The following is a 23,825-nucleotide window of genomic DNA, read 5'->3' on the forward strand; positions in this document are numbered from 1 at the left end:
CAAAATTCTGTGGCGGTGATAACCCCGCATCACTTCGGTGATCTGCTTCAGCGACTGGATAACGTGACGGACCCAGACGAGTACGCGCGCCGACTGCACAACAACAAGCAGATTATTCAACGTGCTTTCCGCAACGATACGCCTAACTACTTGAAACAGGCTGAAGCGCTTAGCTATGCCATCCGCACCGAGATTGATAACGAACTGGAGCAGAAAGACTGCATGCTCTACCGGGCTGCCAGGGTTAACAAAGAGTGTATCGAAGCCACCAACGCGGTCTTCACCGGCAAACCGCAACCGGTAATCAGGCGAGAAACCCTGGAAGCGATAGACGCGCTGGCGCAGCTGGTGGGCGTAAAGGTTCAAATCATGAACAGCCATCGGGCTGCATAACGTTCTGGAGGCAACTATGCGTACTTCTCAGGAATTAGCGAGCGCACTGGCAGAGCGCATGAAAAACGCGATGAATAACCGACCCGCTCAGTAGCCAGTGGATCGCCGCGGTGAAATCATTCCAGGGAAGCGATACCGCGACGAACGCGGGCGCATGGTGACTGTTTTACGTGCATCCAAGCTCCGCGTGTCATATCGCCGGGAGGGGCACACCGGCGTCAGTGAAACAGGGCGCCGAGAGTTTGAAATTAAGTTCACTGAGGTGAAGTCGTGAGCGTGAAATTATCTTCTTGGGTGTGGTACGGTTGTGCCGCACAAGGTGTCAAGGGCATAAAACTGCTGGTTATGGCTCGCCTGGCCGATTTTAGCTCGGATGAGGGTGTGTGCTGGCCGTCTGTTGCCACCATTTCCCGCCAGCTTGGGGCCGGGCGAAGTACTGTGATAACTGCGATAACCCAGCTTGAGGCAGACGGATGGTTAACCCGTACCGAACGTCGAAACGGCCAGCGCAGCGGCACTAATTTATACACGCTGAATGCTGAAAAATTACGCACGGCGGCAGCATATTTTCAGAGTTCAGATTCTGAACGTTCAAATCCCGAACGTTCAGAAAACGCGAATAAACAGGGTTCTCAGGGTTCAGAATCTGGACACGATCCGTCAGTAACTACAGATCCATCATTAAAACAGATCTCTTCGTCCGGAAATTCTGGCGAATCTCCAGACGGCGAAGATTCAGCCAAAAAAATACCGGCCGCGAAAAAATGGGGCACACCAGAAGATCATCAATGCGCAAGCTGGATATTTTCCAGGATCCGAACTCTGTATGAACAAGCAGCCGAAACCGATGGTGAAGTTGCTCGCCCCAGAGAACCAAACTGGAACGCATGGGCAAACGAGATCCGGCTGATGCGCACTATCGACGGGCGCACACACCGCCAGATTTGCGACATGTTCAGGCGAGTCCAGAGCGACCCGTTCTGGTGCCGAAACGTGCTAAGCCCAGCGAAGTTGCGTGAAAAATGGGATGACCTGGTACTGAAACTAGCACCTGTCGCTCATAGCGGAGTAATGCGCAGTTCCTTTGACGATGAATACTACAAAAACGATAATGAGGTCGCAGCCAGCGCGGGTTTCAGGGTCAGACCTGAATAAAATGAATCAGGAGAATATTTTATTTGAGATAATCAAATTATGATTAAAATTTTAGTGGCAAGAAGGCAGGTAAGCCTGCCTTTCTTGCCTGATATAATGGTCTCATACACCATGAGCGTAAACCTGAACATGACATATGCATGAATTAATAAAAATATTTTATGGCGTTTTACAGTAAACCTGACCTTTCTTGATTTCTCCAGGCCAGGATGTCCAGGGTTTATGAACATATTCGGCTACGACACGCTGACATTCCCTCCAGAGGATATCATCTCCATCAGTGCGAACAGTGCTAATACATGCCTGGCTTGGCCATACATCCCGGAGACGTGAATGGGTTACGGAGGTTGCTTCGATAATAGCGACACTCGGGACAATATTGACTTTAGCATTTGGGTCGATAACCCTGATGCTTGTTTCAAGATTTTCCCTGATCGTATTCCATTGCTGAACGGATACTTCATCCTGCATGACACATACCGGATAAGTAGCAACGCTGCTACATCCCACGAGAAATGTGGTTATCATGAGAGTGATGCTGGAATAGGCGTTCATCATTTTTCCAGAAACTCCTGGAGTGACTTCATGGTTTCGGATGCCACGTCGGACTGCAATTCAAGTTTATTAAGTTCCTGCATCGCTATTTCTTCAAAAAACTGAGGTTTAAGATATTCATCCATTTTCATTGAGATTACACTCAGAATATAAATCTGATCTGAGTTGTCGGTAAAACGCAGCGTTGTTCCTGTTGATTCATCGGAAACGGAAGATGAATTGGTTGAACTGTTTGCCCCGGCACCTACTGACCAGGGCCCAAAACTAAATCCTGCGTTACCAGAAGCTTTACGCCAGTCTTGAAATGAATCATACGCTTCGCTTGTCGTTTCAATTTCAATAGTCAAGCCTCTACCGATAACAGCGCTGACTGGTATAAGATTCAACGTACCCCTGGGACCCCAGAACTCTTCCTTATCGACATAATCCGTATACGATAACAGGCCTTCGTCATACCATGCCCCACGCTGTATTTGAACCGGAATCATGCGTTTGAAAATGAATCTTAATTTTTGCGTTCCCTTTCTTAAATGATCTTCTACATGCCCACCGCTTGCACTTCCGCCACAACTGAAAAAACCATATGAGAAAGAACCACCAGCGGACCAGGAGGAGTCATAATGCTCAGAATGGAATGAACTTGATGTGATTTCAATAGTTTGTGGGGCATCCTTATTGAAGAAATCTTCCCATTTCATTCCGGGTTCAAGATTGGTTCTTAAAAAAGGTGTCCATGTATCAGGTAAGGCTAAGTCATCTTCAGACAAAGGGAGGTTTATAATTTCTCTGGCATTCATTTCACAATTGAATAGCGCGGTTGTAACTCTGGTCAAAGCCGGGTAAGCGGATTGTTTTGATTGTAGTGCTCCATACTTAGCCATCGTGTCTTTTTGAAGCAATGTTTTTTTTGGTGTGAAACCTTCAGGACAATAATTGGCATCCCATGTTTGCCTCGAAAGCCCGGGGTTGTTTCTTTTTTTCAATGCCCAGTCAGCATTCGCATCTCTGACGAAAATATTTAAGGCGCTTTGTGCTTTTGTATATATTTTTTGAAGCCTTTCAATCTCATCATAATCAACAGGGGCACTCATTCGTTTTGTCATTTCGACAAGCAGTGTTTGAAGGTATTGAATATATCCCTTCTGGACTGATTTGTTACTCTGCGTATATGCGGTCTGGTTTAAATTATGATACGCAGGTTGGTTATCACCCAAAAGCAATTTTCGGGTTAAGGCGAGTGCGGGATTGATACCAGTTATTGTAAGTGGCCTGAAGATAGTGGGAGACTGAACAATAAGTGGCGTACCAGGGGAGCCTGACATTTGTTCAAATTGCTTTGTCAGTGCGGACCATGCAGAGTCACTGGTTTCAAAAATAGACATAACATACCTCCGAAATTACATGTGGAAATTCCTGGCTGAATGGATGAGCTTTACTACGTATACACATGACAAAGGATAACTGCTAAAAAAATAACCACTCTAACAGGAAAGTAGTATTTTTTTGACGGAATCTATAGCGTAATAACGCTTAATAATTACGCGTTCAACCATTTTGTATTTGAAGTGAAGATTACATTTGTTGATGGTTCAGGAGGTGAAGATAACGTTCTGCTAAGGGACACATGGCGCATTTCCCTGGCTGCATACCATACACTGATTGCTGGCCGGTTATCTGAGAGATTGTAACTGATTCCTGCGCCTTGATAGCCGATCGGTTAGACAGAACAATTTCTGCAAATTGCTCTGTCTAACCTATAAAACGTCTGGTTAGCGGAGCCTTTGATGAAATCAGTGTGCAGGGAATAAAGGACCGCTCCCGTAAGGGGAAGACCAACTTAGGGATATGCCCATGAAACTAAATGAATTTGTCGCCAGATTAACTGAAGATGGTTTGCTTGTTTTATGTCTGTCTGATGGCGAAATAACCGACTATTTGGTAACCAGTACTACTTTGCACACACTGATACGCCGGGAAGGCAACACACTATCGGCCCGGGCTCTTACTGCGGATGAGAGGATAATCAACATAAACTCCCTCCAGGAAGTACTCAAGGTTCTCAAGCCGTAAGGGTTGATTTATAATAATCAAACGGGCTGAACACCCGCTGATTACTGCGCCAACCTGAGGAATCAAAATGGCGCAGATCTTTACCCAAAATCACCTTCACCGCACGATTACGCGCGGTGTTTCTGCTTATGCTGGTGGTCCAGCATGAAAAAAGCAGATAGCCTCCATCTTTCACGTGTGGCCGCACTGGGCTGCATTGTGTGCAGAAATTTGAAGCTGGGCGAAACGCCTGCTGAAATTCACCATATCCGAACCGGGCAGGGCGCAAGCCAGCGCGCTGACCATCGGAAATCAATTCCTCTGTGCCATATGCACCATCGCAACGGCGGTTATGGTGTGGCCATTCATGCTGGCCGTAAGCAATAGGAGAATAACTTCGGTACCGAGTTGCAGCTGCTGGAGCAGGTCCAGTTAGAGCTGGGAGTTTTCTATGCCTAAATACATCATCACTCCTGTCGGAAAACCCCGCATGTCTCGCCGAGATAAATGGAAACAGCGGCCGCCGGTGATGCGCTATCGCCTGTTTTGCGGTGAAGCTCGCCTTCATGGAATCCATCTACCGGAGAACGGCGCCCATATCACCTTCGTTTTGCCGATGCCGCAGAGTTGGAGCAATAAAAAGCGCGCGTCTATGGACGGCCAGCCCCACCAGCAAAAGCCCGATCTGGACAACTTAACAAAATCTCTTTTGGACGCTTTGTTTGAGGATGATTCCCACATTTGGGACACCCGGACATCAAAAATATGGGGCGAAACCGGAATGATAATTATCGAAAACATTGGAGACAAAAATGCGTGATATGTACGAGGTAATGGACCGCTGGGGTGCCTGGGCTGCAGCTGATAGCAGTGGAGTCGACTGGCAACCAATAGCTGCTGGTTTTAAAGGCCTACTGCCGCACGGTAAGAAATCGCGCCTGCAATGTGATGATGATGAAGGCATAATGATAGATGGTTGTGTTGCTAGGCTTAAAAAATATAAACCAGAAGAATATGAAATAATTATTGCTCATTTCGTGCTAAGCCTTTCTTTAAGGAAAATAGCTAAAAAACAGAAATGCTCAGACGGGACAATCAGGAAAAAAATCCAGAACACTCTAGGTTTTGTTGATGGCTTGCTATCAATTTTAACTGAATAGTTATTAATGCCCCATGAAACTATGGGGCGAAAAAGTTACATGTTGAAGTAATTGTTCTCTCGATTAAATGTATTATTTTGGGATAAGCATAACTGCTGGAGAGTTTTACAATCAGGTAGAACAACCCACCCCAAAACATTGCAGATGCTAATCTATCGATAGTATTTAACCTAACACTGGATTTATTAATTAATTCAGAGAGTTCCTTTTGAATATCACTTGCACTTTGCTTTACTTCAAGTTCGTTGTGAAAGGTAAGGTACTTCTTGAAAGCATTATCTAGCCTGTTATTTAAGGCTGAGAATGCTTCTCTGTAAACCTCGTTTGAGGAAGTGTTCACTTGTTTTATCATCCATAATCCGGCAATAATAATAATTGCCTCAAGAGGTGCGTCTACCTTAGCTAATGCACCTACAGCAATTAACGCACCAGGAATCGTAAGCGCTTTTGTTTGACTAGAGGATATAAATTCATTTATCTTTGATGTGAATTCCAAGCTCTTTTCATCTAGTTCGTTAAGAAGTTTATTAACTGAATAGCGTTTGGTGTAAATTTCGTAAAGCTCATTATATTTTTTGTTAAATATAATTGTCTGTTTAATGATGAATTTTAGTAAATTACTATCTTTGTCCGCAGACTTAGTTAATTCGTAGAGAGTTGCCCGCATGACTGAGCGGCGCTCTAATTTATGTAGGTCTTCAAATTCGAGTTTCTTAATTAGATTTGAAGCTATGTTGAGATCATCAATCGGACTATCAATTTCAGGCAGTTCATTGAAATCGAGTGTTGAGTCAATTTCAATTTTGTCTCCGCCTTTGTCGTTCATTAAGAAAAAAACATAAAATTCATTAGCGAAATGATCGGATAAACTAAGGAGTATTTTTTTCCAAGCGAAATACAAATTGAAGATGTTAAGAGTACTATTTTCTTTTATATCTAAGTGGGATGCTTTATTACTAATAATATAAAAATAGTCAGGTAGTTTTTCCGAACTATGAACACGTTGCCAAAAAGTCTCATAATTGGTGTAAAAAGGGCAGCGCCCTTCGTTCCAACAATTTGCCCGTTTGTCCAACCAGAGTGCTGAATCGCCTTCAAAAATTCCATCCGATTTAAGATAGCCGATTTTTGAAAAAGAAACTTGCAGGCTAGTTTTTTCATCCTCATTGCAAGGATTTGGAAGTTTTATGACGATAAAGCCATCTTCCGATAGTATTTCGGAAGATGAAATCAAAGTAGCAATTCTGTCAAAACTATCTCTATTATTCATCTGCATACTTTTTCAGTTTGTTAAACTCTTCGGGCGAGAGGCGAATGATTACCTCATTATTTCTTTTGCCTATTATAACTGGTTTGTTGGAGTTCTCATCTCCAATCGCGCCTCGAAGTATTTTGATTTCGAAGTTTTGGTCTTCATCTGTGAGTTTTATTGTAAGCGCCTGTTTCGCAGAGTATATTGTTGGTTCAAATTGTGCATCGATTTTAAATTCGTTTTCATTGACGAAATCTTTAAATGTGGATCTGTATTTAGATTTTTTCGGTAAACACTTATCGATAACTTCTTGTATTTCGTCAATACTAACTGATTTATCAACGTTATCTCTGGATTTAATGTCAAGAAAATTTCTCACGGCTATGTCTGCATTTTCTCTGACTGCTCTACCCAAGGAGTTCAACGAGACAAATACTTCTATTGCTCTGAAAATTTCATTAATGCTTCTTTTGTTATCAACATCTCGAGTACAGCCTAGAGAATCTTTGAAAACATCGCTCTGAGATTTCCCCTGAATAAAGTCTACGTAGGAATGACCATTATTATCCGGATAACATTCATCGAACAAAGTCAGATCAAACATCGCTGCTTGGCGTAAAGCATCAGTGTTTACAGGATTAAGACGTTTAGGCTGTAAACTACCCTCTTCAAAATCGAACGCGCCGCGTTTATCTACCATTACTATTAAAAGTTTGCCTAAATCATCGACGTCATTTATTGATTTATAATGTACAAATACTAATGTCCCACCAACCAACTTTGAAACAACATTCTCGTTATTGGAGTTTAATTTCAATTTATTCATTACAGACTGACAAAGTGTTTCGAAAATAATGGTGCCTGCGTTAAATTTTGATAATAGAGTAGGAATTGAGTTAGGAAGAGTGTCTTTGACTAAGTAATTATGGAATTTATTCTTGCGCCGAAATTTCTTTTCAATTCTAGTAATGAATTCCGTAGCGACAGGAGTGGTAAGATTCCATAACTGTCCCATTGTAAACTCAAAAATTTTCTCTTTTTCAAGATGTGCTGTGATTGCATTCACAACCATGAAGTTTTGATTGCCGATTCTTGCGACATTGGGACTTGCACCACACACTTCACAATCTTGTTCGATGTCGTCTATGACATTTCCGCATTCCTGACAAGCGAATCCGCTCATAAAAATCTCACCTTGAAATTATTAATTTATATATAATTTGCTGTGTAACAATGCTATAGCATAGAGCCATACCTATTTCAAAACATTACAATAAAGCTAACGCGTACGCAAAAACTATCGTAACCTGTTAAGAGTGGTTACTTCGTCACACCGCTTAATCATCGAAACCCCGCCTGAATAGGCGGGGTTTGTCGTTTTTGAGGCTGCCAACTGGCGGCCTTTTTTATTTTCTTCACACAGCACCCGCACACAGCGAGGTGAGAGACCATGAAAATGAATGATTCAGGGAACATCTTCACGCAGTTCTTTGCGTGGGTAGCAGCTCTGGCTTCTGCCATTGGATTTACCACTCAGGATCTTGTGTTCATGTTCTTTGGCGCTGCTGGTTTGCTTATCTCGCTTGCCTCCTACATTAACGGGCGTGTAGATGCACACCGCAGGCGTAAAGAGGATGAGAAGCGAACAAAAATGGTCAATGACTACCTGAAAGGCGTTGGTGATAAACCGCTTCACGAACGTCCTGCAGCTGCAAGCGTGGTCGTAGAGGCATTACAAAAGGAATGTGAGTGATGGGAACCAGAGCAAAATTGAGTGCTACTGTTCTGGGATTGGCACTCGCTGGTGCGCCGGCATCCGTCATTCTCGATCAGTTTCTGAATGAGAAAGAGGGTAACAGCCTCACGGCGTACAAAGATGGCGGTGGTATCTGGACTATTTGCCGTGGCGCCACGATGGTTGATGGTAAACCGGTGGTGCAGGGCATGAAGCTGACGCAGGTGAAATGCGACCAGGTAAACGCCATTGAACGGGATAAGGCGCTTGCGTGGGTTGATCGCAATATTAAGGTGCCGCTGACCGAGCCGCAGAAAGCGGGTATTGCTTCGTTCTGTCCGTACAATATCGGTCCCGGTAAATGTTTCCCCTCGACGTTCTACAAGCGTATCAATGCTGGTGACCGGAAAGGGGCCTGTGAAGCTATCCGCTGGTGGATTAAAGATGGTGGCCGTGATTGCCGCCTGACCAAAGGCCAGAAGAATGGCTGCTATGGTCAGGTGGAACGGCGCGATCAGGAAAGTGCTCTGGCATGCTGGGGGATAGATCAGTGAAATTTATTTTTTTCCCGGTTGCGATTGTCGTCATTGCTGGCTTGTCAGTAGCACTAATTAAAAGTTGTTCAGACCTCAGCAGCCTGCAGAGGGATAACAACGTTCTGAGAAGTGCCAACACTTTGCAGGAGCAGGTGATTGCCACTCAGGCATTCAACTTCAAACGGTTCAATCAGGTTGCAGAGCATACTAACAGGCTGAATTCCCTGATAGACACCAGCACCGAAGAAACCGTAATCAAATACCGGGAGATTCTCCGCCATGAAAAAACCTGTGATCTGCCTGTTCCTGCTGACATTGCTGGTGGGCTGCTCAAATACGCGCACCGTTTACGTGCCAGCGCAATGTTTACCGATACCGACAGAGCTGATGCAGCCGATGCTCGTGCCACTGCCTCCAGCTCAATGACTTATTGTCAGGCCGTACTCTGGATCAAGCCGTTGTTGTCTGTTATCGAAAAGGGCAACAATAACATTACATCAATAAAAAAAATTGAAGTTATGAGGCAAGATTTAAGTCCATCATTTAGGTTAAAAAATGATGGCCAGTCTTTCATTGAAAAATGAATAAGTTTAAGGCGGTCAGTTAGGGAGTTAATTATTTTAATTGCTTTAAGCCTTACCGTTAAGGTAAGGCTTAAATATCATCTTAATGTTGCTGAGAGAAAGAGGTTTTCGATAATAGCTGGAATTAAATTTACATCATTATAATCAAATTGTAATGTTAACGTTTGTCCGTGTTTAACTTGGCTTCCGTCAAAATTTATGGCTGATTCCAAGATGTTAACTTTTCCATCGGAAAAAAAATCAAGTCCAAGTATATGTGAGTTATTTTCATGGAAATTTAAGCGTACATATACCCCTGCTTGATGTGAAACTATAAATTTTTGGCTACTAATGAATTCCTTCCAGATTGATGGCATTTCAATAATTAGATCATTACTATCATCTAATTTAGCGGATAACTCTCCCGCGAAATGGGTTTGTTGGCAATAAGTGACAATTTCATTCTTAACATAACTGGTAAAGTTGTTCATGATTTGCTGTAAACTATGAATTTTACGGAAGTATGCAAGATGGCAAGTGTTCATTTTAAACCTCATTGTGTGAAAAATATTTATTTTATATTCCATTTAGGATTAACGCTCAACTGTATGATGAGGTATTCAAAATTTGTATACCGAAAGTTGAATTTCTATGCAATAAAATTGTGATTAAAGTTAAATATTAAAGATTTAATTTGTTTGCTCTTGCTTTGATTGACGATAAGGGATTCATAAAACACGTCATTGTTGAGTTCAGTTTCATTGGGTCCTCCCGGAGAGTACCCCAACCACGGGGCGGCTCGCTCGCGGGAAGCGGCTAGTTTTTCGGATCCAAGGTCATCATCATCATGTGCGCAGGTCTTTGATTTAATTAGAGGCCATTTTCGCAAGATGTCGAATCGTTCAAAAAGTGCTCACCATCATGGACCAGGAAATTGCCACTTTAAAACTCAATATCAACCAGCTGGCAGGGATGACCGGCGTACACCGTCAGACGGTTGCCGCGAGACTGAAAAATGTCGAACCTGCTCCGGGCAGCAACAGCAAGTTAAAGCTCTATCTGGTGACCGACATTCTGACCGAACTGATGATCCCTACCGTTTCGGCGAATATCGATGATATGTCCCCATCAGACAGGCTGTCCCACTGGAAAGCAGAGAACGAGAGGCTGAAGTTCGAACAGGATACGGGGCAGTTAATACCCGCAGATGAAGTGGCGCGAGAATTCTCATTGATGGCGAAAGCCGTCGTCATGGTACTTGAAACCCTCCCGGATGTGCTCGAGCGCGACTGTGCTTTAACGCCTGCTGCGGTAGTTCGTGTGCAAAGCGTTATCGATGATCTACGCGACCAGATGGCGGAGAGGGTGCAGGACGCTGAAAAAGAGGAGGAAGAGCCTGAGGAGGACTGATGGCAAAGCGGGCATCCGCCAGGGACATCCGCCGCGATGTTTCCGGTATTTTACGAGCCCCGCGTCGTATGCCGGTGGCCGATGCGGTCAGTACTTATATGCGCGTGCCAATGGGGGCGGGAAACTCAGTTCCATGGGATCCGGATCTGGCACCCTATGTGATTGAGCCGATGAACTGCCTGGCATCGCGTGAATACGATGCGGTGGTGTTTGTGGGCCCGGCGCGAACGGGTAAAACCATCGGGCTGATTGACGGCTGGATTGTTTATAACATTGTCTGCGATCCGGCAGATATGCTTGTGATTCAGGTATCCTGGTTGTCAAAACGACAATTGCTGACGTGAGCCAGGCAATGGCGGAGATGTCCACGCAGGTGCAGGCGCAGTTTAACGATGTAACAGCCGCTCTTGAAGACAAGCTGAGTGCAGTCGTGGACGCCACCGGCGCATCAGCCATTTATACGCTGAAAACGGGTGTCAGGATTAATGGCGTGATGTACAACGCCGGGATGTCGATTGCCGTTCTGGCGCAGGCAGGGCAGCCGATCGTTACCCGTGTTGGTTTCAACGCTAACCAGTTTGTGCTGATGAGCGGCAGTGGTGATAACCAGTACTCTCCATTCGCTGTAATCAATGGCCAGGTCTTTATGAGCTCCGCATTTATTCAGGATGGAACGATCACCAACGCCAAGATCGGAAATGTCATTCAGTCGAATGATTACAGTGCGGGTACAGCAGGCTGGACTATCAACAAGAATGGTTATGCTGAATTCAATAATGTGACGGTTCGTGGTGGGGTTTACGCCCAAAATGGGCAGTTTGGATTTACCAACTCAACTGGAGGAGTCACGATCAATAACAACGGTGTCACTGTCAGTTTGTCTAACGGCGGGCGCATTGTTCTGGGAGAATTTTGATGGCCAGGGGGCTTTATATTGATTTGAATGACGGGCGTCCGGCAATGACCATCACTACCGGAATGAAATGTCCGTCGTATGGTGGGGAGGCGCTAGAGGCATGGGGCCAGCAGACCATGACTGTTCAGGGCTTTGTTGCCGGAGCTACCCCTTTTTTCATTCCATCAAACTCGGTTGTGAATGTGACTCGCTCGCCGAATCTGATCACAACGATTATGGTTCTTGACGGGATAACCAATAACGGCAACGGAACCCTGACTCAAAGTGTCTGGTCATCAGACTGCTGGGGTAAAGATAAAACATTTCCTGGCACAGTCTGGCAGATTTTACCTGCGGGGCAGAGTGGAAACCGAGGTTTGCTCATTGAGGACTCGACAGACTTTATTGCGATCACTGATGTCAGCCGCGTTGCTTCCTGTGTTTTTAGTGGAACGGTCAATGTAAATGGTACTTACACTCTTCCGGCCAAAGGGCTCGTTTTTGCCCGCTGGAATGACAGCGCTGCAACGCTTGAATGTGATGGCAATAATATTTACTCCCGGCAGGATTACACGGGCTATGACGATATTGCCCGTTCTGCGAATGTTGATATAGCGATTTTTGCGGTTCAGGCACCTGTACCAGGGAGGGGATTAAATTTCATCAATGCCGCTGGTCAGTGCACGTTCTCTACCACTCGCCGTCCATTTATATTCCGCAATCAGTTTTATTCGCCGGGCAATAGCTGGGTCGATATTGGCAATAGCATGATTGCGCTTGGCTCATATGGTTTCAACTCGTCAACAGCGAGCGGGTGGTGCAACATGCGATCCAAGGGATTGGTGATGAGCGGGAACTCGGTAAAAGGTGGAAATGGCCGTGTCCGTTCCCGATGGACCGACAAGTATTCTGTTACCGGCGAGAGATATACCGGAATGAGTATTCCAATCATCCCCGCAATGTATTGATACAACCCCACCCAAAAACCCCGCCATGGCGGGGTTTTTTATTCTCTGAATTAAGGAGTCCTATATGTCGGCAGGAACAATAACCCTGACAAATGGTTCGGCGATTGTTGGCGGTACCGGAACCTCATTCGCAACCGAACTCGCCGCAGGTGATTTCATTGTCTCTACTGTGGGTGGTGTACCTTATACGCTGCCGGTGAAATCAGTCGAGAGCAATACTCAGCTGACGCTGGTTAGCAACTTTACCGGGCCAACTCAATCCGGCGCGGCCTGGTCAGCGGTCCCTCGCGTGGCGCTTAACATGGTAACTGCCGCGCTGGTGGCGCAAAGTGCTGAAGCGCTGCGAGGACTGAATTACGATAAACAGAACTGGCAGCAGGTTTACAGCGTCGCCGGAAATATCACAGTGAAGCTGCCAGATGGTACGACATTCACCGGCCCTTCATGGAAATATCTGTCTGACAATATGGCAACTAAGAGCGGCGGGGCCGTACCTGTTAACCAGGGCGGTACCGGATCGACAACCGCATCAGGCGCTCGCACAAACCTCGGTTTAGGAAACAGCGCAATCAGAGACGTCGGCGCAGCGGCGGGAACGGTCGCCGCCGGCGATGATTCGCGCCTTAATTCTGTCGATCAGAAAGCGGGGGGGAAAATTACGAGCCCAATTACAGTCCAGCCAGGGATTAACGGTAACCCCGGATTTGCCATCAATTCTGGGGATAATGGTGGCGGTGGATTGATGAATAACGGCATCAGCCTGGTCGTGGCCAGTGGCTATAACCCAAATACAGGTAATTACGTCAACCTCATCAAAGGCACCTGGTATACAGGAGAATGGTCTTTCGGGGGAGCCCGTGGTGGCGGGGCTAATTTTGATAATGTCACATTAAACCTGAAAGGGTCGAATCAGGAAGGGATGGTCACTTGGGTTTTCCATTCCAATGGCGCTGCTACAGGCAATTGGGTAACAGCATCTGACGAACGCATCAAAGAAAATGTAACGGTAATCGCTGATCCGCTTACGAAAATGCAGCAACTTCGAGGCGTCGAATGGGACCGCCTCGATACTCCCGCGCACGGGTATGGTTTCATAGCTCAGGAAGTTGAGAGGGCTTTTCCTGACGCTGTAAAATCATATGGAAAAACAACCTTAAGAGATAGAACAGAAATTGAGGATGTAAAATCAGTTGATACGTTTGGTGTTGCCGCGGCTCTTCACCATGAGGCGATCCTTACATTAATGGAGAAAGTTGATAACCTTGAGCGTCAACTCGGAATTATTTAACGTAAGCTGCCTTCAATTTTGTCGTTAAGTTCTTTTATGGACTGGAGGAAAAGTGCAATAACACCAGAATAATCCACCTTGTATAAAAAATTCCTGTTTTCAAACCGGCTTAAATATGCTCTTACAGGGGCGCGGCCATAAAATTTACAAAACTCATAATTCGAAACGACATAGAATCTTAGAAACGAAAAGGCAAAGTTTTAAACAGTCATGATAGATTCTCTGTCTTTCAAGAACGCTACCTCTGCAGGAGAAAACCCAAAAGGGAATTACCTTCGGCCAGCAGAAACATTGGGCCGCAAGGAATCCCGGATTTCTAGTAGGTATAGGGCCGCCATTCAGTCGGCCCGGAGAAGTGAAGTACTCAGTGCCTAGCGTCGGTGCGGATCGCGCCATACGGACACGGAGCAAAACGGCAGATTACGGGCTGGCTGCAGTGTCTGATAAATGGGTCCATATTTCCCGGACAACTGCTTTTCAGAATAAGATCACTCCACAGGTATGCAGTAAACGGAAAAACGTGAAGAACCGTGATGTTGCATAGCTTTCCGTTAACGATCAGCCCTGAAACCGCTGTCTCTATCTCACTGCCATTACGGAGCCAGCATTCTCCTTTGTAAGATAAAATCAATCTGAGATTTTTTACCGAGCGGACAACAGCAAAAGCGGTGCCGGTTTCTGGGCAGAAAATCGTATAACTGACTTCCCATCTCACCATTAAACTCCTTGTCATAAAACTCTTTAACGGATCCGTAATAAAACCGTTCGCTGAAACAAGCCGTATCCAGATATTACAAAGTCTATAGGGGGTAAACATATCAAGCAGTCCCTCTCCGGAGATAAGCCCTGGCACTGAAGAACTGAAATGGCTGGTTATGTCGTCCCTGGAACAAGAAACATGAAACATCCGCGATTAATCGCGGCCGCATGCCGGGGGGCGGGGCATCCGCCACCCGGCACTCCGGCTCTACACTATGTAGAGCCGGATAATGACCAGAGCCAGCCAGTAGCCGGACAGTACACCGGTCAGATACAGTAGTAGCAGGAACGTTTTATCCATAATGTAAATTCCGGTTACACGCATGCTGCAGGAGCTTGCAGCCGTCAGGCAATCAGAAATTAATGCGGAAGCCAGCATTCGCCGTCACCGGGGATTCGGTACGGTTACCCTTCTGGTAATCCGCCTCCACCCAGACACCGGCATTTTTCGTGAGCTGGGCACTCACGCCTGCACCATATTTTCCGGTAGTTCCGGAAATATCATTATTAAACGTCCAGCTGTCATTGATACGGACCGTATTGTTATCCGCAAATTCGTGGCTGAATGCCGCTTTAACGTATGGCTTCACTGGTACTCCAGACAGGGACAGATCCATTCCGGCACTGACACCGGCCTCACCCTGCATGGATTTAGTGGTACTGATACGGGCTTTCATACCGTTGTCCAGACTGAGATTTATCCCTCCGGCCCTGAAGGCCGTGGCCCGGATAAACGGCTGGACCCATGTCTGTGCTGGTAGAGAAAATGTCATGCCCGACTCCAGACTTCCCCCGAAGCCATTCTGGCTGTAATCGCCCTTCACTGGTGTACCGTCAGTCATTCGCGTCTGCAGGTCATTGCTGAAATGGCTGGCTTTCAGCACGGCATCGACATAGAGCCCGGAATTATCCAGCCATGTGGAATACAGACCCCCGCTGCTGCTGTTCACCGAACTGTTACCACCGCGGGCATGACGGATACTGTTGTCGCTGAAGCTCACAAAGGCCCCCAGGGCAAGTCGACCATTGGGCATATCAATAACCGTATCCCCACCCAATTCCATACCGTTCTGATTCATGCGATAAGCTGAGCCTGCAGCGCCACTGATACGGTTATCGGAACCCAGATATCGTCCCCAGACACCCCCGGGACTGATGCTGTTATCTCGGACGTCACCGTGGCGGAAACGAAGGTTCTGCAGCTCGCTGTTAAAAATATAGACCGGGGCAGAGGCCATGCTCAGGACAGCATCTGTGGAAGGTGTCGTACTGCGGTCGGGGATTGACGGATTATCAGGATTATCAGGATCATCCGGGTTGTCCGACGCATCTTGCGTCAGGTACCAATCATGATCACGCTGCGTGAGGGAGTACTGCCATGCCCCGGCGTCTACCTTACCGCCGTTTACTGCAAACTGTGCATTTCCGGAACCGCTATGCACAACTTGCAGATCACTGCTCCCATTCGCAGGCTCCGCACCCGTGTTTCGAATAGCTAGCAAGTGATTGCCGTTCGCTTCGCCTGTGATGTTAAGTAAGTCACCATTTCCGGCCGCGAGGTCGGTATGCATCAGGAAGCTGCCGCTGCCGTTCAGACTGCCGGCAGTCAGCGTTCGAAAGCCCTCCCCGCTGTTAAAATCGACAGTCGCATTATCCATAGTCAGCGAACCGACGGTGTTATTTCCCGCCATGCTCCAGCGACTGCCGGAGGCCATGTTCAGGCTGTCAGCTCCGCTGAGGTTACCCGCGAGTACAGCATTGTTGCGCATCGTCAGATTAAAATCCGCCGTGTCGCTGGCTATGATATTGCCACTCAGGGAACTGTTATCGATGGTCACGTTACTTTGTGCATCGTCAAGAATGTTAATCAGTGTACCGCTGCTACTGTTCAGGACCGCATGGTTCTGCAGGGTGATGGTACTGTTTTTTATGTCCGATTCTACTTGAATGGCTTCTTCCCCACCGGAAATGATCGAATTATCAATCAGCAGCGACGAAGTGTAATTAGGATTATCTGGAGAGGAGCGGACAAGTATTCCGGTAAAATTACTTTCCACCTGGGACCCGTCAGTGATTTTCAGGCTTCCCCCCCGAAAACTGATGGCTGAGCAGTCATCTTGGCCTGAAGCACCACAGGATTCGGCCTCCTGCGCACCTGAAGTGATACGGCTTCCGGAGATTATCGTGTCTCCATCTGCATGATAATAAGCAATATTACCTGATGAGGTTATATTGCTGTTCTGGAGTACAAGCTCTCCGCTCACTGCAGTTAGGGCTTCGCGGGTTAGGGCCTGAATTTGTGTTCCGGATATCACCGCTTGATCAAACCCGAGCAGCAAAACGGCTGCTACACCAGTGACGCTTGATGAATTCTCTATGACAGAAGAGTCAGTAATTCTGACCTGAGCACCTTCAGCGTTAACTGCCAGCGCAGTATAACTAGCCGAGGAATTAGCCAGAATATTCGCATTATCAATGACAAGGGCTTCATTAACCCCTAGGAAATTAATCGCACTTCCGTCGCCACTGCTGTTATCAATCTTTGATCCTGTGATTGAAAGAGCTCCTCCGGCGAGGATACTTCCGTTTATCACCGAATCTTCTATAGAAACATCGCCTCCATTTATATAAACACCGCTTCCATTTAGAGTGTTAATATGTCCCGTGTAGGTTGCTCCATTGGAAAAATTGATCTGATTAGCGGTTCCGTCATTGGTGATAATGTCGCCGTAAACATTCCCACCAAGAATATTAAGAACAGAACCATTGCTGAGGGAGTGGGGGGTATTATCTATAGACCCAAGTAAAACATGATCCACATTCAGCACGCCGCCATTCACAAGGGTGACGTAGTAAGCCGTACCGGGATCTGAGTTAAAACTGTCGGTTATCCCGTCAACTTTGTATTCAGTCCCAGCTGCCAGTGATGAACAGGGAGAAAAAACAGAACTCACTGAAATGAGAAATGCGATCTGTTTTTTAGAGAATAGCTTCTCTGTTTTTCGTTTCCGTTTCATGTAACCCATTTTTGGTGGGTAAATCATATTTTTTCACCTCATGTAAAAGCATTACTAATGCTTAGTTGATAATTAGAAGTCTGCAAGTTAAATCCCAAAAAGTGAGATGTGGAATGCTAGTTCTCACCAGACAATATGATCACTTAGTGGTAAGCGAAGCGTTAATTTCGAAGTGCAGGACACGCTTCCAACCGATTCGTTAATAATGTAGCGGTGGAATTTTTTACTTGTAGAAAATCCATATTTGTTACTTGCAAGGGAAATGTATGTATACACTGTCTTAACTGACAGGAACAAATGTCTGGCGATTTCATCGGGATTCATCCCCTCTCCTAGACAGTCAATGACCCTGGTCTGCTTCGGTGAGAGGTGATGATGATTTATGTAAGTCATGCATTCACGAACCACAGAATCAATATTACTGCCCTCACGTTTTAGGCTGGCTAACTTTTTTTTCCATACGGGAACAGGGGCCGATATTGTCACAGCACCGCATTTAAGATTAGGGATTATTTGCTCCTCTGTTGTGACCAAAAGGACAGAGGTGGCTGGTGTTGTCAGTTTGATTCTGGACAGATCATTAACCAGTTCCCGCATCGATTGGTAACGAGCTAACTCAATAACTGCGATGTCACAGATGACATGATTTTGCTCTAAATTGATAAATTCATCCGTCAGACCCTTAAGAGCTGATTGTAGAAAGAAGTTACCAGTTTTATTAAAAAATAAATTAACCATCTCACTCATACTCTTCCCTTTTCGTGGCAGGTTTACATGCAGCGCATTTCGAGAAATGACTGCCAGACCTGACACATCCAAAACCAGATAAATATTAAGGATTCGAATATAAAATGGAACTTTAAACCGCGAACAAAGAAATATTGAATTGATTTAGCTAAATTTTGTATTTTTTTGAAATATTGAGCTAGTATTTTTGTTGTTTTTAACTTTTTACTCTCGGTTTCTACCGAGAAAGATCATCACAACGGCATATTATGTTGCAGTCTGTTGTTTTCACCAGTGCAAAATAACTAATCATGGATTTAATATTTGATTGATTTTATTGGTTTTTATTTTATGTAAATGAGATGCGTTATCATATCTCTCGCAGTGACGGAGGACATATGAAGTACATAATTGATGACCGTGTTCAGGTTAAAGATGGGGGGATGAGTTCTATTGGTGTAAATGAACCTGAGATTGTGCTGACAGCCACCCCAATGCGACTACTTTCCTTTCTGGTGGAGAATCCTAACCGGATCATTACGCGTGAAGAATTGTTTGAGTATATCTGGGAAGAAAGAGGGCTCACCCCTTCTGGAACCAGTCTGTCACAATATCTGAGCGTAATCAGAAAGAATTTTCAACGGTATGGCTTTGATGATTCGGTGATCGAGAATATACCCAAGGAAGGAATACGTTTTAATGCGAGGGTAACCTGCATCCAGGAAATCAGGACAATACAAAGAAAAAAACGATTAACGTACCTACGAAGTAGTATGCTTGGCGAATTAAAAAGTATTAACGAAAATATATACTGGTTGGTTATTGGCTTCATCTGCACTGTTGTTGTGGTGCATTTCACTTTTAGTCGATTCACTCCATTCTCAGACTTACAGTATGCTGGATGGGTTAAGTCAGAATATGTCAATCAGTGTGATGTCTATATGCCAGAGGGAGAGGGAAGTGAACAAATTAAAAAAATATATCTACTAAGAGCTACAGCAATATTAAAAAAACTGAGGGTGAACTGTGGTCCTAAGGACAAAATCCTGGTGTATCTACAAAATCCGCTAAATGACTTTAACCATAAGCAGCCTAGGGGAAGAGAGTTCATTGCACACTGTACCCTCCTGAAGGAGAGTTATTACTGCTACAGTTATTATTTTTTACACGGAGGTGATATATGAAACTAAAGTTAATCGCGATTATGATGACAATATTTTTCTCCGCAAATGCCATTGCATTAAACGAAAGGATCCATTGTGAAGGCCATTTCACAGCAGTTCTCAACGATGCAGATGATCCGGTATCCTTCTCCGGAGAGTATATCTGGGATATTCTGCAGGGAGCCCCAAGCTATATATCCCTTGAGGGAGAGCTCCTGCATCCCCCAAAAAAATATACGGTGCAAAGAACCTTTAACCTAAAAGTAAGGCTCATCAATAGGGAAGACAGCGTCTATGAGTTGACACCGCTGAGAACAACCGTACAGGGTGCCGATAATCTGCCGGATTCCATCGCCCTGCGACATTTATTTCATGGACCGCGGATCTACCGTATCCAAAAAACCCTTGTGAGTTCATATCTGATCAGCAATTCATCTTCCCCGGTATTTATCTGTCATGACATTCATTAATGGTAGCAGTCTGTATGCCATGTTCTGATACTCAGTCCACTACGCAGGATGACATTATTTATGTCAGTTACTGTGTTCAGCTATCACCACTATGGCCGCGCCATACAGGTGACTGAGATATGAAGGAGTATCACAGCTCCAGTCGGCACAGACAGTACCAAGTGCTTAACACTATCAGCGAGAAAAAGAGGTGCGCAACGGAAAATTATGATTTTGAAGCAGAGAGATAATGATGTAAGTCCGAGAGGCGGTAAAGCAGGGAGATTCGAACCAGAATGAGCTACGCAAAATTGTGAATTTGGGGGCAAATTTGGGGGCAAATCGAAATTGGGGGCATTATTTGGGGCGATAAAACGACCAATATTGTCTGATAATGTCCATAATCTGTTTTCCGTAAGTCGTTGATAAATAAATAACTCTTTGTTTTTTCGACAGTTAAGATTTCAACAATGCAGTCTAACGCTGATTATGTTGTTGTGGGGATAAACATTGAGTAAACCGGGGAAAAGCATCCCCCTTTTCGGGCGAAAAGGGGGAGAGGGGCGTTACTTCAGCTCGTCGACCATGGTGATGGCGCGGCCAATGTAGTTCGCCGGGGTCATCGCCTTCAGGCGCGTTTTCTCTTCTTCCGGCAGCGCCAGACCGTCGATAAACTGCTTCATGCCTTCGGCATCAACGCGTTTGCCGCGGGTCAGCTCTTTGAGCTTCTCGTACGGTTTTTCGATGCCGTAACGGCGCATCACGGTCTGGATTGGCTCCGCCAGCACTTCCCAGTTGTGATCCAGCTCGTCCAGCAGACGGTCACGGTTTACTTCCAGTTTGCTCACGCCTTTCAGGGTCGACTGATACGCGATCAGCGCGTAGCCAATGCCCACGCCCAGGTTACGCAGTACGGTGGAGTCGGTCAGGTCGCGCTGCCAGCGGGATACCGGCAGTTTGCTCGCCATATGCTGCAGCACGGCGTTCGCCAGGCCCAGGTTGCCTTCGGAGTTTTCGAAGTCGATTGGGTTTACTTTGTGCGGCATAGTGGAAGAGCCGATTTCACCGGCGATGGTTTTCTGCTTGAAGTGGTTCAGGGCGATGTAGCCCCACACGTCACGATCGAAGTCGATCAGGATGGTGTTGAAGCGGGCGATGCAGTCAAACAGTTCGGCGATATAGTCGTGCGGCTCAATCTGGGTGGTGTACGGGTTCCACTGAATGCCCAGAGAGGTCACGAACTCTTCGCTGAACTGGTGCCAGTCCACTTCCGGATAAGCGGCGATGTGGGCGTTATAGTTACCGACCGCGCCGTTGATTTTGCCGAGGATCTCAACCTGCTCAAGCTGACGGTACTGGCGCTCCATACGGTACGCGACGTTCGCCATCTCTTTACCCATCGTGGATGGGGTGGCTGGCTGGCCGTGGGTACGGGAGAGCAGCGGAAGGTCGCGGTATTCCGCGGACAGCGCTTTTACCGCGTCGATGATTTTACGCCAGTAAGGAAGCACCACCTCTTTGCGCGCGGTAGAGAGCATCAGCGCATGAGAGAGGTTGTTGATGTCTTCAGAGGTACAGGCGAAGTGAATGAACTCAGACACGGCATGCAGCGCAGGGACGCTTTCCACTTTCTCTTTCAGGAAGTACTCAACCGCTTTCACGTCGTGGTTGGTGGTGCGTTCAATGGTTTTAATGCGCGCAGCGTCTTGTTCGCTAAACTCGGCAACGATTTTATCAAGGTAATCGTTTGCCTTTTCGTCAAAAGCAGGAACTTCCTTGATTGCTGCCTGGGCGGCCAGCTTTTGCAGCCAGCGTACTTCAACCTGAACACGGAACTTCAGCAAACCATATTCGCTGAAGATCCCGCGCAGCGCGCTGACTTTATCGCCATAGCGTCCATCGACAGGGGATACGGCGGTCAGTGAGGATAATTCCATAATTCGCAACTCCGGGAGGTTAACAATGAGCAAGAATTTGTTTTGCCTGAGTGGTCAGGCGATTACGAGAAAACATTAACTGCAGGCGGCCACCGCCAACCTGGTGCCACAGCACGGCGGCGCGGATCCCTGCCAGCAGGGACGCGCGCACTTTTGCCTGTACCTGCGGACTTTGCAGCACGGCAGGGGATCCGGTGACCTGAATACGCGGGCCAAGCGGGCTGATGACGTCAACATAAATGCCGGCCATGGCGCTGAGCAGCGTTTCGGACTGCAGGTCAAAATGGTCGAGCTGACGCTGTAACCCGGCAATACGATCGCCCAGAGTATTGAGCGCGCCTTTTGCTGCGCTCAGCTTACGCTCCAGCACCATCAGGCTCAACGTGTAGCGGGTCAGCTCCGCGTTTAATCCCTGACGGCTGCTGGCGTTAAGCACGCCAAGCAGGGTTTCAAGACCGAGACGAAGATTGGTTTCACTGCCGCCGAACACGCCCAGGGTTGAGCCGGGGTTGAGATCGATAACGCTGTTCAGTGAAACGTGCAGGGCATCAGCGTCGCAATGACCCTGATGCGCCAGCTGTTGCACCAGACGGGCTGACTGGCAAATTCCCGCCAGCGCCAGGGTGATGTCATAGTAGTTCTTCGCCACACGGTCTCCTTTATGTGTGCAATCGTATTAAACAGCAGGCAGCGGCAGGCGCTGTTCAATGATCCCGCCGCCCAGGCAGATCTCACCGCTGTAGAAGACAGCGGACTGACCCGGGGTGACGGCGGCGACCGGCTCGTCGAAACGCACGTCAATGCGATCGTCATCAAGCGCGGTAATGGTGCAAGGAATATCGGTCTGACGGTAGCGGGTTTTCACCGTGCAGCGCAGCGTGCCTTTCAGCGGCTCACGATCGACCCAGTGCAGCTGCTGCGCGATAAGGCCAACGGACATCAGACGCGGATGATCGTGACCCTGGGCAACAACCAGAATATTGTTTTCGACGTCTTTGTCGACAACATACCACGGATCTTCACTGCCTTCTTTGGTCCCGCCGATACCCAGCCCTTTACGCTGGCCGAGCGTGTGGTACATCAGCCCCTGATGCTGGCCAATCTCTTCACCGTCGACGGTGACAATTTTACCCGGCTGTGCAGGCAGGTAACGTCCCAGGAAATCGCGGAATTTGCGCTCGCCGATGAAGCAGATGCCGGTAGAGTCTTTTTTCTTCGCGGTGATCAGCTCCAGCTCTTCGGCGATTTTACGCACCTGCGGCTTTTCCAGCTCCCCGACCGGGAACAGGCTCTGGGCGATTTGCTCGTGGCTCAGCGTATAGAGGAAGTAGCTCTGATCTTTGTTGCCGTCCAGGCCGCGCAGCAGCTGGCTTTTGCCATTCACGTCTGCACGGCGCACGTAGTGACCGGTCGCAATGTAGTCTGCGCCCAGATCTTCCGCGGCGAATTCCAGGAAGGCTTTAAATTTGATCTCTTTGTTGCACAGAATATCCGGGTTCGGCGTGCGGCCCGCTTTGTACTCTTCCAGGAACAGTTCAAAAACGTTGTCCCAGTATTCTGCGGCAAAGTTAACGGTATGCAGCTCAATGCCGAGCTTATCGCATACGGCCTGCGCGTCGGCGAGATCCGCAGCTGCGGTGCAGTATTCCTCGCCATCATCTTCCTCCCAGTTCTTCATGAACAGGCCCTCCACCTTATAGCCCTGTTGCTGCAACAGGTAGGCGGAAACGGAGGAATCGACACCGCCGGACATGCCGACGATCACTTTTTTCTGGCTGTTATCTGACATGGAATACTCACGACATTGAACTTCAA

Annotated in this window: 25 protein-coding genes and 3 pseudogenes; 17 read left to right on the plus strand and 11 right to left on the minus strand. The window is 46.9% G+C overall.

What is annotated here, in order from left to right; translation table 11 throughout:
* The first annotated feature begins 9 nt into the window (after positions 1-9).
* The 3 genes from AC2TE5_RS08710 to AC2TE5_RS08720 all read left to right on the plus strand — a co-directional run bounded on the left by AC2TE5_RS08710 (position 10) and on the right by AC2TE5_RS08720 (position 1,548).
* Positions 10-393, plus strand: coding sequence for a toxin YdaT family protein (locus AC2TE5_RS08710; protein ID WP_484613039.1), 384 nt, complete (start codon positions 10-12; stop codon positions 391-393).
* A gap of 97 nt (positions 394-490) precedes the next feature.
* Positions 491-667, plus strand: coding sequence for a DUF4222 domain-containing protein (locus tag AC2TE5_RS08715; RefSeq protein ID WP_484613040.1), 177 nt, complete (start codon positions 491-493; stop codon positions 665-667).
* A complete protein-coding gene (locus tag AC2TE5_RS08720; protein WP_484613041.1) occupies positions 664-1,548 on the plus strand; it encodes a helix-turn-helix domain-containing protein in 885 nt (294 codons plus the stop codon). Before AC2TE5_RS08715 ends, AC2TE5_RS08720 begins: the two co-directional genes overlap by 4 nt.
* 159 nt (positions 1,549-1,707) lie before the next feature.
* Here the strand turns inward: AC2TE5_RS08720 and AC2TE5_RS08725 are convergent, their stop codons facing one another.
* Both AC2TE5_RS08725 and AC2TE5_RS08730 read right to left on the minus strand, forming a co-directional pair.
* Positions 1,708-2,106 (minus strand): hypothetical protein, encoded by a 399-nt coding sequence (locus AC2TE5_RS08725; protein WP_484613042.1) that lies wholly within the window; start codon positions 2,104-2,106, stop codon positions 1,708-1,710.
* Complete coding sequence (locus AC2TE5_RS08730) at positions 2,103-3,485, minus strand: hypothetical protein (protein ID WP_484613043.1); 1,383 nt, start codon at positions 3,483-3,485, stop codon at positions 2,103-2,105. The genes AC2TE5_RS08725 and AC2TE5_RS08730 overlap by 4 nt, the downstream gene beginning before the upstream one ends.
* A 469-nt stretch (positions 3,486-3,954) precedes the next feature.
* On the opposite strand from AC2TE5_RS08730, the gene AC2TE5_RS08735 reads away from it, so the two are divergent.
* The 4 genes and pseudogenes from AC2TE5_RS08735 to AC2TE5_RS08750 all read left to right on the plus strand — a co-directional run bounded on the left by AC2TE5_RS08735 (position 3,955) and on the right by AC2TE5_RS08750 (position 5,312).
* Positions 3,955-4,173, plus strand: coding sequence for a hypothetical protein (locus AC2TE5_RS08735; RefSeq protein ID WP_484613044.1), 219 nt, complete (start codon positions 3,955-3,957; stop codon positions 4,171-4,173).
* A 144-nt stretch (positions 4,174-4,317) separates the two neighbouring features.
* Positions 4,318-4,611 (plus strand): annotated as a pseudogene (locus AC2TE5_RS08740) (Ref family recombination enhancement nuclease).
* The gene (locus tag AC2TE5_RS08745; RefSeq protein WP_484613045.1) at positions 4,604-4,972 is read left to right on the plus strand and encodes a RusA family crossover junction endodeoxyribonuclease; all 369 of its coding nucleotides are present in this window, start codon (positions 4,604-4,606) and stop codon (positions 4,970-4,972) included. The pseudogene AC2TE5_RS08740 and the gene AC2TE5_RS08745 overlap by 8 nt, the downstream one beginning before the upstream one ends.
* On the plus strand, positions 4,965-5,312 hold the full coding sequence (locus AC2TE5_RS08750; protein ID WP_484613046.1) for an antiterminator Q family protein: 348 nt from the start codon (positions 4,965-4,967) through the stop codon (positions 5,310-5,312). Before AC2TE5_RS08745 ends, AC2TE5_RS08750 begins: the two co-directional genes overlap by 8 nt.
* Before the next feature lie 19 nt (positions 5,313-5,331).
* Here the strand turns inward: AC2TE5_RS08750 and AC2TE5_RS08755 are convergent, their stop codons facing one another.
* Positions 5,332-6,588 carry an anti-phage protein gene (locus AC2TE5_RS08755; RefSeq protein ID WP_484613047.1) on the minus strand — a complete coding sequence of 419 codons (1,257 nt, stop codon included), beginning with the start codon at positions 6,586-6,588 and terminating at the stop codon, positions 5,332-5,334.
* Positions 6,575-7,747 (minus strand): nucleoid-associated anti-phage protein, encoded by a 1,173-nt coding sequence (locus AC2TE5_RS08760; protein ID WP_484613048.1) that lies wholly within the window; start codon positions 7,745-7,747, stop codon positions 6,575-6,577. Before AC2TE5_RS08760 ends, AC2TE5_RS08755 begins: the two co-directional genes overlap by 14 nt.
* Positions 7,748-8,014: 267 nt before the next feature.
* Between AC2TE5_RS08760 and AC2TE5_RS08765 the strand changes: the two genes are divergently transcribed.
* The 3 genes from AC2TE5_RS08765 to AC2TE5_RS08775 are packed head-to-tail and all read left to right on the plus strand — an operon-like array spanning position 8,015 to position 9,419.
* Positions 8,015-8,317 carry a hypothetical protein gene (locus tag AC2TE5_RS08765; protein ID WP_484613049.1) on the plus strand — a complete coding sequence of 101 codons (303 nt, stop codon included), beginning with the start codon at positions 8,015-8,017 and terminating at the stop codon, positions 8,315-8,317.
* On the plus strand, positions 8,317-8,853 hold the full coding sequence (locus AC2TE5_RS08770; protein ID WP_279262250.1) for a lysozyme: 537 nt from the start codon (positions 8,317-8,319) through the stop codon (positions 8,851-8,853). Before AC2TE5_RS08765 ends, AC2TE5_RS08770 begins: the two co-directional genes overlap by 1 nt.
* A complete protein-coding gene (locus tag AC2TE5_RS08775; RefSeq protein ID WP_484613050.1) occupies positions 8,850-9,419 on the plus strand; it encodes a hypothetical protein in 570 nt (189 codons plus the stop codon). The genes AC2TE5_RS08770 and AC2TE5_RS08775 overlap by 4 nt, the downstream gene beginning before the upstream one ends.
* A 77-nt stretch (positions 9,420-9,496) precedes the next feature.
* Here the strand turns inward: AC2TE5_RS08775 and AC2TE5_RS08780 are convergent, their stop codons facing one another.
* Positions 9,497-9,889, minus strand: a complete 393-nt coding sequence (locus AC2TE5_RS08780; protein WP_484613051.1) for a hypothetical protein — start codon at positions 9,887-9,889, stop codon at positions 9,497-9,499.
* Between the two features lie 430 nt (positions 9,890-10,319).
* Here AC2TE5_RS08780 and AC2TE5_RS08785 point away from each other — a divergent pair, with 430 nt between their 5' ends.
* The 5 genes and pseudogenes from AC2TE5_RS08785 to AC2TE5_RS08805 all read left to right on the plus strand — a co-directional run bounded on the left by AC2TE5_RS08785 (position 10,320) and on the right by AC2TE5_RS08805 (position 13,959).
* Positions 10,320-10,808: a DUF1441 family protein gene (locus AC2TE5_RS08785; RefSeq protein WP_484613052.1), complete on the plus strand. Its 489-nt coding sequence runs from the start codon at positions 10,320-10,322 to the stop codon at positions 10,806-10,808.
* Positions 10,808-11,122 (plus strand): annotated as a pseudogene (locus AC2TE5_RS08790) (phage terminase large subunit family protein); the annotation flags it as partial. The gene AC2TE5_RS08785 and the pseudogene AC2TE5_RS08790, both read left to right, overlap by 1 nt.
* Positions 11,119-11,724 (plus strand): annotated as a pseudogene (locus AC2TE5_RS08795) (phage tail tip fiber protein); the annotation flags it as partial. The pseudogenes AC2TE5_RS08790 and AC2TE5_RS08795, both read left to right, overlap by 4 nt.
* Entirely contained in the window at positions 11,724-12,671 is a 948-nt protein-coding gene (locus tag AC2TE5_RS08800; RefSeq protein ID WP_484613053.1) for a DUF6453 family protein, read from the plus strand. The pseudogene AC2TE5_RS08795 and the gene AC2TE5_RS08800, both read left to right, overlap by 1 nt.
* 64 nt (positions 12,672-12,735) lie before the next feature.
* Positions 12,736-13,959: a tail fiber domain-containing protein gene (locus AC2TE5_RS08805; RefSeq protein ID WP_484613054.1), complete on the plus strand. Its 1,224-nt coding sequence runs from the start codon at positions 12,736-12,738 to the stop codon at positions 13,957-13,959.
* A gap of 364 nt (positions 13,960-14,323) precedes the next feature.
* Here AC2TE5_RS08805 and AC2TE5_RS08810 read toward each other — a convergent pair whose 3' ends face one another.
* From AC2TE5_RS08810 to AC2TE5_RS08820, 3 genes are all read right to left on the minus strand, one after another.
* The gene (locus AC2TE5_RS08810; RefSeq protein WP_484613055.1) at positions 14,324-14,866 is read right to left on the minus strand and encodes a hypothetical protein; all 543 of its coding nucleotides are present in this window, start codon (positions 14,864-14,866) and stop codon (positions 14,324-14,326) included.
* Between the two features lie 205 nt (positions 14,867-15,071).
* Positions 15,072-17,762, minus strand: a complete 2,691-nt coding sequence (locus AC2TE5_RS08815) for an autotransporter outer membrane beta-barrel domain-containing protein (protein WP_484613056.1) — start codon at positions 17,760-17,762, stop codon at positions 15,072-15,074.
* A gap of 96 nt (positions 17,763-17,858) precedes the next feature.
* The gene (locus tag AC2TE5_RS08820) at positions 17,859-18,482 is read right to left on the minus strand and encodes a helix-turn-helix transcriptional regulator (protein ID WP_484613057.1); all 624 of its coding nucleotides are present in this window, start codon (positions 18,480-18,482) and stop codon (positions 17,859-17,861) included.
* A gap of 377 nt (positions 18,483-18,859) precedes the next feature.
* On the opposite strand from AC2TE5_RS08820, the gene AC2TE5_RS08825 reads away from it, so the two are divergent.
* Together AC2TE5_RS08825 and AC2TE5_RS08830 are read left to right on the plus strand one after the other, a co-directional pair.
* Positions 18,860-19,645, plus strand: coding sequence for a winged helix-turn-helix domain-containing protein (locus AC2TE5_RS08825; protein ID WP_484613058.1), 786 nt, complete (start codon positions 18,860-18,862; stop codon positions 19,643-19,645).
* Positions 19,642-20,094, plus strand: a complete 453-nt coding sequence (locus AC2TE5_RS08830) for a hypothetical protein (RefSeq protein ID WP_484613059.1) — start codon at positions 19,642-19,644, stop codon at positions 20,092-20,094. The genes AC2TE5_RS08825 and AC2TE5_RS08830 overlap by 4 nt, the downstream gene beginning before the upstream one ends.
* A gap of 545 nt (positions 20,095-20,639) precedes the next feature.
* Here the strand turns inward: AC2TE5_RS08830 and purB are convergent.
* The 3 genes from purB to mnmA are packed head-to-tail and all read right to left on the minus strand — an operon-like array spanning position 20,640 to position 23,799.
* Positions 20,640-22,010: an adenylosuccinate lyase gene (purB, locus tag AC2TE5_RS08835; protein ID WP_484613060.1), complete on the minus strand. Its 1,371-nt coding sequence runs from the start codon at positions 22,008-22,010 to the stop codon at positions 20,640-20,642.
* A 19-nt stretch (positions 22,011-22,029) separates the two neighbouring features.
* Complete coding sequence (gene hflD / locus AC2TE5_RS08840) at positions 22,030-22,659, minus strand: high frequency lysogenization protein HflD (protein WP_013097081.1); 630 nt, start codon at positions 22,657-22,659, stop codon at positions 22,030-22,032.
* Positions 22,660-22,686: 27 nt separating this feature from the next.
* A complete protein-coding gene (mnmA, locus tag AC2TE5_RS08845; RefSeq protein WP_213328567.1) occupies positions 22,687-23,799 on the minus strand; it encodes a tRNA 2-thiouridine(34) synthase MnmA in 1,113 nt (370 codons plus the stop codon).
* Between the last annotated feature and the right edge of the window lie 26 nt (positions 23,800-23,825).

It is taken from the genome of Enterobacter sp. N5-15, from assembly GCF_057221635.1.

What these genes read in the sequence shown, in the direction of transcription:
- AC2TE5_RS08805 (WP_484613054.1), top strand. Translation starts at nt 12,736, where the DNA reads ATGTCGGCAGGAACAATAACCCTGACAAATGGTTCGGCGATTGTTGGC.
- AC2TE5_RS08810 (WP_484613055.1), bottom strand. Translation starts at nt 14,866, where the DNA reads ATGTTTCATGTTTCTTGTTCCAGGGACGACATAACCAGCCATTTCAGT.
- AC2TE5_RS08800 (WP_484613053.1), top strand. Translation starts at nt 11,724, where the DNA reads ATGGCCAGGGGGCTTTATATTGATTTGAATGACGGGCGTCCGGCAATG.
- mnmA (WP_213328567.1), bottom strand. Translation starts at nt 23,799, where the DNA reads ATGTCAGATAACAGCCAGAAAAAAGTGATCGTCGGCATGTCCGGCGGT.
- AC2TE5_RS08780 (WP_484613051.1), bottom strand. Translation starts at nt 9,889, where the DNA reads ATGAACAACTTTACCAGTTATGTTAAGAATGAAATTGTCACTTATTGC.
- AC2TE5_RS08785 (WP_484613052.1), top strand. Translation starts at nt 10,320, where the DNA reads ATGGACCAGGAAATTGCCACTTTAAAACTCAATATCAACCAGCTGGCA.
- AC2TE5_RS08730 (WP_484613043.1), bottom strand. Translation starts at nt 3,485, where the DNA reads ATGTCTATTTTTGAAACCAGTGACTCTGCATGGTCCGCACTGACAAAG.
- purB (WP_484613060.1), bottom strand. Translation starts at nt 22,010, where the DNA reads ATGGAATTATCCTCACTGACCGCCGTATCCCCTGTCGATGGACGCTAT.
- AC2TE5_RS08735 (WP_484613044.1), top strand. Translation starts at nt 3,955, where the DNA reads ATGAAACTAAATGAATTTGTCGCCAGATTAACTGAAGATGGTTTGCTT.
- AC2TE5_RS08830 (WP_484613059.1), top strand. Translation starts at nt 19,642, where the DNA reads ATGAAACTAAAGTTAATCGCGATTATGATGACAATATTTTTCTCCGCA.
- AC2TE5_RS08765 (WP_484613049.1), top strand. Translation starts at nt 8,015, where the DNA reads ATGAAAATGAATGATTCAGGGAACATCTTCACGCAGTTCTTTGCGTGG.
- AC2TE5_RS08760 (WP_484613048.1), bottom strand. Translation starts at nt 7,747, where the DNA reads ATGAGCGGATTCGCTTGTCAGGAATGCGGAAATGTCATAGACGACATC.
- AC2TE5_RS08745 (WP_484613045.1), top strand. Translation starts at nt 4,604, where the DNA reads ATGCCTAAATACATCATCACTCCTGTCGGAAAACCCCGCATGTCTCGC.
- AC2TE5_RS08750 (WP_484613046.1), top strand. Translation starts at nt 4,965, where the DNA reads ATGCGTGATATGTACGAGGTAATGGACCGCTGGGGTGCCTGGGCTGCA.
- AC2TE5_RS08825 (WP_484613058.1), top strand. Translation starts at nt 18,860, where the DNA reads ATGAAGTACATAATTGATGACCGTGTTCAGGTTAAAGATGGGGGGATG.
- AC2TE5_RS08770 (WP_279262250.1), top strand. Translation starts at nt 8,317, where the DNA reads ATGGGAACCAGAGCAAAATTGAGTGCTACTGTTCTGGGATTGGCACTC.
- AC2TE5_RS08815 (WP_484613056.1), bottom strand. Translation starts at nt 17,762, where the DNA reads ATGATTTACCCACCAAAAATGGGTTACATGAAACGGAAACGAAAAACA.
- AC2TE5_RS08820 (WP_484613057.1), bottom strand. Translation starts at nt 18,482, where the DNA reads ATGAGTGAGATGGTTAATTTATTTTTTAATAAAACTGGTAACTTCTTT.
- AC2TE5_RS08725 (WP_484613042.1), bottom strand. Translation starts at nt 2,106, where the DNA reads ATGATGAACGCCTATTCCAGCATCACTCTCATGATAACCACATTTCTC.
- AC2TE5_RS08755 (WP_484613047.1), bottom strand. Translation starts at nt 6,588, where the DNA reads ATGCAGATGAATAATAGAGATAGTTTTGACAGAATTGCTACTTTGATT.